This is a genomic window from Psychrobacter cibarius, assembly GCF_904845955.1.
GTDB lineage: Bacteria > Pseudomonadota > Gammaproteobacteria > Pseudomonadales > Moraxellaceae > Psychrobacter > Psychrobacter cibarius_B.
Map to the genome: position 1 here is coordinate 1 of NZ_CAJGYX010000022.1, position 3853 is coordinate 3853.

5 protein-coding genes are annotated in these 3853 nt (G+C 41.0%); 4 read left to right on the forward strand and 1 reads right to left on the reverse strand.

Annotation, left to right across the window (positions count from 1 at the left end; all coding sequences use genetic code 11):
• The 3 genes from JMV76_RS14530 to JMV76_RS14540 all read left to right on the forward strand — a co-directional run.
• Nucleotides 1-462, forward strand: a 462-nt coding sequence (locus JMV76_RS14530) for a hypothetical protein (protein ID WP_227690457.1), incomplete at its 5' end; no start/stop codon positions are given.
• A 1025-nt stretch (nt 463-1487) separates the two neighbouring features.
• Nucleotides 1488-1670: a hypothetical protein gene (locus JMV76_RS14535; protein ID WP_201503176.1), complete on the forward strand. Its 183-nt coding sequence runs from the start codon at nt 1488-1490 to the stop codon at nt 1668-1670.
• 2 nt (nt 1671-1672) lie between these two features.
• Nucleotides 1673-2152: a hypothetical protein gene (locus JMV76_RS14540; protein WP_201503177.1), complete on the forward strand. Its 480-nt coding sequence runs from the start codon at nt 1673-1675 to the stop codon at nt 2150-2152.
• Here JMV76_RS14540 and JMV76_RS14545 read toward each other — a convergent pair.
• The gene (locus JMV76_RS14545; RefSeq protein ID WP_201503178.1) at nt 2149-2550 is read right to left on the reverse strand and encodes a hypothetical protein; all 402 of its coding nucleotides are present in this window, start codon (nt 2548-2550) and stop codon (nt 2149-2151) included. The two genes, JMV76_RS14540 and JMV76_RS14545, sit on opposite strands and share 4 nt — an antisense overlap.
• Nucleotides 2551-2718: 168 nt before the next feature.
• Here JMV76_RS14545 and JMV76_RS14550 point away from each other — a divergent pair.
• Nucleotides 2719-3853, forward strand: a 1135-nt coding sequence (locus JMV76_RS14550; RefSeq protein WP_227690459.1) for a MobA/MobL family protein, incomplete at its 3' end; no start/stop codon positions are given.

Below are 3853 nucleotides of genomic sequence, written 5' to 3' on the forward strand. Positions count from 1 at the left end.
AGCCTGTCAGTGATTGTAGAGCGTACACCGTTCGATTTGTTGGGTATTCAGATGCGTTCCATCGTTAGGCGGAGTGACTTTGGCAGGGTAGAAACCAGCTTGTCAGGTGATATAGCTATCGGGGGAATAATAGGACGTATTATTACAGCTGCGAACAATGGTTATAAAATTGATTTGCGTGAGGGTAATAACGAGCATTTGGCGGGAAACAAGACAGCGCAAGGCATCAAGGGTTTTATGCTCAAAAATCTTAGTTCTTCTAGTGTCAGGTATGATTACAGCAATTTAAGCATCGAGAAGTTTACTGATAAATACGAGCTTAGATGCGATTTAAACGACCTTCAAAAACTGAATGAGATAAACCCACCTGAACCAGTAGCAGCGCCAAAATCAACCAATCATCAGCCCTCAGCAGCCACAATAGAGCCACAATCAACAAATAACTATGATTTTTATTTGTGACACCAATTTTTTTTAAAACTTCTCGCGCCATGCGTAGCAAAGAACAGGCGCTAAAAATAACCTCTATCACTAAATATGACCGAACAAAAAAACGCCCAATCTAGTTGAATAGATTGGGCGTTTAGTATTACTATGTGGTTAACGGTTACAGCGTGTTTCAGCACACTGTAACGGACAAATAAGCAGTGGCACTGCGTTATTCGACCAGTATATAAATACCCGCTAATAGCGCTATTTTATCCATATCCTGCTCAAAACTCAACTCCCTGTTACGATTTATCATATATAAACCGTTTATTTCTCCGTTACAGCCTAGTGCTGCTCTCTCTGTATCTGTGTCCGTTAAATGGGTGGCAGGCCTCGGTGACGACTGCGTTTAACACAAGGACAAAGATCTCGACAGGGGTTACTAGACATATTGATCAACGCAATGAGTGGTTATTTGTGCATATCGTAGCGGTATATTGGGTGTTATCCCTTGCTAGCGTATGACAGCACAGTAGCGGTTAAGAGCGTGTCTAGGCGGTGCTATCAGCCGTAATCTTAACAGGGTCAGCTTGATACAGTGATGACCTCTTGGTATGCGATGGGCGATGAAGTCGGCATCACAACCAAAGTGACGCACTAAGTCTTTTTTATAGAAATTTTATAAAAAAGACTTAGGGTGAGTGTTGCTTGGATTCTGCTCAAGGCTCCAAAATCAGCATCGAGACTTACTTAGGCTATTAAGTGTTATATAGCCCCCTAGGCTATATAACATAAGGACTCACAAAAAAAATTAGAATAAATAAACATACAAAAAAAACAAATTAACAGAGTCGCAATTCTAATCTAGGACTCACAAAAATAATGTGAAAAGAAACCAATCTAAACCCTTAAAAATACCCTAACTATACTGAAAACGTATATACGCTGTATATATTTTAAACGCGATTTTAAAAATTCGATAAAAACATCAATAACCCATTGCACAACGTATATACGTGTTATATACTGTGTATATACTTATTATATAAGAGTATGCCATGCCAGAAATCAAAGAAAAATTGTTCACAGCGAAAGTTGAAGAAAACTTACTTGCAGCGTTTAAACACTCTTGTGAAAATCAAGATATTACCGCAAGCAAGGCAGTTCGGGACTTTATGCGTGAATATGTCAAAAAATACGGACAAGCTGACTTGTTCTCCAACTCGAAAAAAGGTAAATAATTATGACCAAGAATACTATCGTTTATGCCGATGACATTGGTATGACTACGATTGAAAATGCGACTGATGCAAATATGGAACAAATGACGCAAAGGCTCACAAATAATTTATATTTGGAGCTGTTAAACATTAGCGCTCAGTACGTCAAAAAAAATCCTATGCGTTTCGGTATAATGACAGTCAACGTAGGTAGTGAAAAAATTAGCGCTGAGCAGCTGAAGATGTTGACTGACGAGAGTTTAAATTTAGTACGTGCTTATATTGCAGATACAGCGGACGCAAAAATGTTTATCAATAAATACACTAAACATGAGCGCTCAGAAATGCTGCTCTGGATATGTAAGATATTCGATCCTAATGGTACTTTCAAAAATTCCGTATCTGACATGATGCGCGAATGGGAGCGTCTAACCGATGCTGGGATAGACACATTAAATGAGATGCTTACTATCATTACGGATAAACGAAAGCAGCTAGTTTAAGAATTTAATAAGACGTTGTAATCATCTCTTACAGCGTCCTTGTCCTTCTCCGCTATAAACCCTTCATCATACAATTTCTTCATCATATCAGCGAAATATGGGCTTGTCTCACTAGCTGTTTTCAATGCAGCCCCCCAAATGATCTTTTTTCTCACATCAAGTTTTCGAGCAGCTGTTTTTTCAGCGTTCATAATTTTGTTTGTGGCGGCTCTAGCTTTTATTAATTTATCAGCGGCTTTTTCGGCTTTGAGGAGTACAGCGAGTTTTTTATTATCCTCGTCTGAACGCTCTAATTTGCTCCCTAACGCAATAATAAGCTTCTGTGTGTCGTTGGGTGACTTGAAGCCCTTAAAGCGTGTTATAAGCAATTCTAAGTGCTCTGTGTCGATGTTAGCCATATCTCGTTAATCCTTATTTTTTCAATTATCGAATGATCCTACCATTATGTGATAATATTTGCATAGCGATATGTTTTTTTCTTTGACTGAGGAAGACAAAGCACGGTTAGACGTTTCTATCTTTCTCCACTGCGTTACGTAAATTAGAAACTCCGTGTCAAGGGGAAAATGCCCCCTTCGAAATCCCCAATCAGGCAAAGCCTGACAACTACAAAAGAGCGAAAAATAATGGCAATAGGGCGATTAAGTGTTTGCACGGGAGCAAAAGGAAAAGCGTCAGCACACGCGCAATATATTGCGCGTGAAGGAAAGTACGAGAAAGACCCAGAGATCGAAAAGCTAGAACATACCGAGTCAGGAAATATGCCGAAGTGGGCAGAGTCCGACCCCAACTTCTTTTGGCAGATGGCTGATGAGTACGAGCGAAAAAACGGCTCAACGTATCGAGAACACGTTATCACGTTGCCGCGTGAACTGAACGAGGCGCAGCGATTGGCACTTGTTCAGGATTGGATCGAGCAAGAAATCGGAGATAAATTCGCTTACCAATTCGCTATCCATACCCCCAAAGCGATGGACGGCAAAGAGCAGCCGCATTGTCATCTGATGTTTTCGGAGCGTACTATTGATGGTATCGAGCGCGATCCCGCCCAATATTTCAAGCGGTATAACTCAAAAAATCCCGAGCGGGGTGGAGCTAAGAAAGCGAATACAGGCATACCCCCAGCTGACCGTAGAGCCGATTTGTCAGCGCAGCGCGAGCGATGGGAGCAGACCTGCAACAAGCATTTAGAATTAGCCAATAGTGACGCACGGATCAGCATGAAAAGTCTTAAAGCGCAAGGTATTGAGCGAGAACCAGTTAACTTTTCGATGATAGAAATCAACAAGCCGAGCATCAGACAGACATACATGGATCATCTGAACGCTACCACAGCTTTCAAACAGGCAAAAATTGATAGCCTGACTATTAATATTATTGATGAATTATCAGCAATTAAAATAAGTGAGAAGCATAGTGAACAAGCAGCTACAGCAGCTAACGGAGCAAGTGACGCTATTAACGGATCAATTAGAGCAATCGAAGACTCACAATATCTCATTGACCTCCGAGTTCCAAGCAACGCTTGGGCGGATAAAAAAACTCAACTCTTTAGCCGAGTCCTTGACGACAGCAAACAGCGAATTGACGGCAGTAAACAGCTCGCAGCAGACGCAGATCAGGCAATTACTAGAGCAGATCAAGCGATTAACAAGCGATTAGCACAACAAAGCCTGTCAGTGATTGTAGAGCGTACAACAA

Excerpts from the sequence above, each read along its gene's own strand:
- JMV76_RS14545 (WP_201503178.1), bottom strand. The coding sequence starts at position 2,550 with ATGGCTAACATCGACACAGAGCACTTAGAATTGCTTATAACACGCTTT.
- JMV76_RS14540 (WP_201503177.1), top strand. The coding sequence starts at position 1,673 with ATGACCAAGAATACTATCGTTTATGCCGATGACATTGGTATGACTACG.
- JMV76_RS14535 (WP_201503176.1), top strand. The coding sequence starts at position 1,488 with ATGCCAGAAATCAAAGAAAAATTGTTCACAGCGAAAGTTGAAGAAAAC.